At 62.7% G+C, this 1,154-nt stretch carries 1 pseudogene; it reads left to right on the forward strand.

The window, feature by feature from the left end:
• Nucleotides 1-87: 87 nt before the first annotated feature.
• Nucleotides 88-1,154 (forward strand): annotated as a pseudogene (locus AC1Q7F_RS32590) (IS3 family transposase); the annotation flags it as partial.

Consider the following 1,154-nt stretch of genomic DNA (forward strand, 5'->3'; position numbering starts at 1 on the left):
TGTCCGCCGTCAGCCCCTTTGGGACAGAAGTGGCTGATTGCGTAAGGGAGGATTTCTGGCTCATCGTAGTGACCGAAGGGAACGCAGATGAGGCAGAAATCCATGGCGCCGAAATCGGGTGCCGAGCAGGTTGTCCGGGATATCCGGCGGCAGACGCGCAAACATTATTCGGCGGAGGAGAAGATCCGCATCGTGCTGTCGGGCCTTCGGGGCGAGGACAGCATCGCGGAACTGTGCCGACGCGAAGGCATCGCCGAGAGCCTGTATTACAGCTGGTCCAAAGAGTTCCTGGAGGCCGGCAAGAAACGTCTGTCGGGCGACACGGCCCGCCAGGCCAGCACGGGCGAGGTCAAGGACCTGCGGCGGGAGATGCGCGACCTGAAGGAAGTGGTCGCCGACCTGACCCTGGAGAACCGCCTGCTCAAAAAAAGCATGATCGCGGATGGGGGCGACGAGGAATGAGATACCCCGCGTCCGAAAAGCTGGAGATCATCCGCCTGGTCGAGGCGTCGCACCTGCCCCTGCGGCGGACCCTGGACAGGCTGGGCATTCCTGCCACCACCTTCTATCGCTGGTATGCGCGCTATCGGGCCCTGGGTGAAGGCGGCCTGACCGACCGGACCAGCGCGCCGGGCCGGGTGTGGAACCGCATTCCCGATGCAGTGCGCCAGCAATTGATCGAACTGGCCCTGGAGGCGCCAGACCTGTCGCCGCGTGAACTGGCGGTGACATTCACCGACAGCAAGGGCTATTTCGTCTCGGAAGCCTCGGTCTACCGGCTGCTGAAGGCCCATGACCTGATCACCAGCCCAGCCTTTGTGGTGATCAAGGCGGCCGATGAATTCCGCGACAAGACCACGCGGTCCAACCAGATGTGGCAGACCGATTTCACCTATCTCAAGGTCATTGGCTGGGGCTGGTTCTACCTGTCAACCATCCTGGATGATTATTCCCGCTACATTGTCGCCTGGAAGCTGTGTACGACCATGCGGGCCGAGGACGTCACCGACACCTTGACCCTGGCGCTGGAGGCCTCGGGCTGCGAGCAGGTCGATGTTGCCCACCGGCCCCGCCTGCTCAGTGACAATGGCGCGTCCTACATCGCCGGCGATCTGGCCGAATGGCTGGAAGACAAGGGCATGGACCATGTCCGC

It is taken from the genome of Niveispirillum sp. GW835-FHT14G11 (assembly GCF_058793615.1).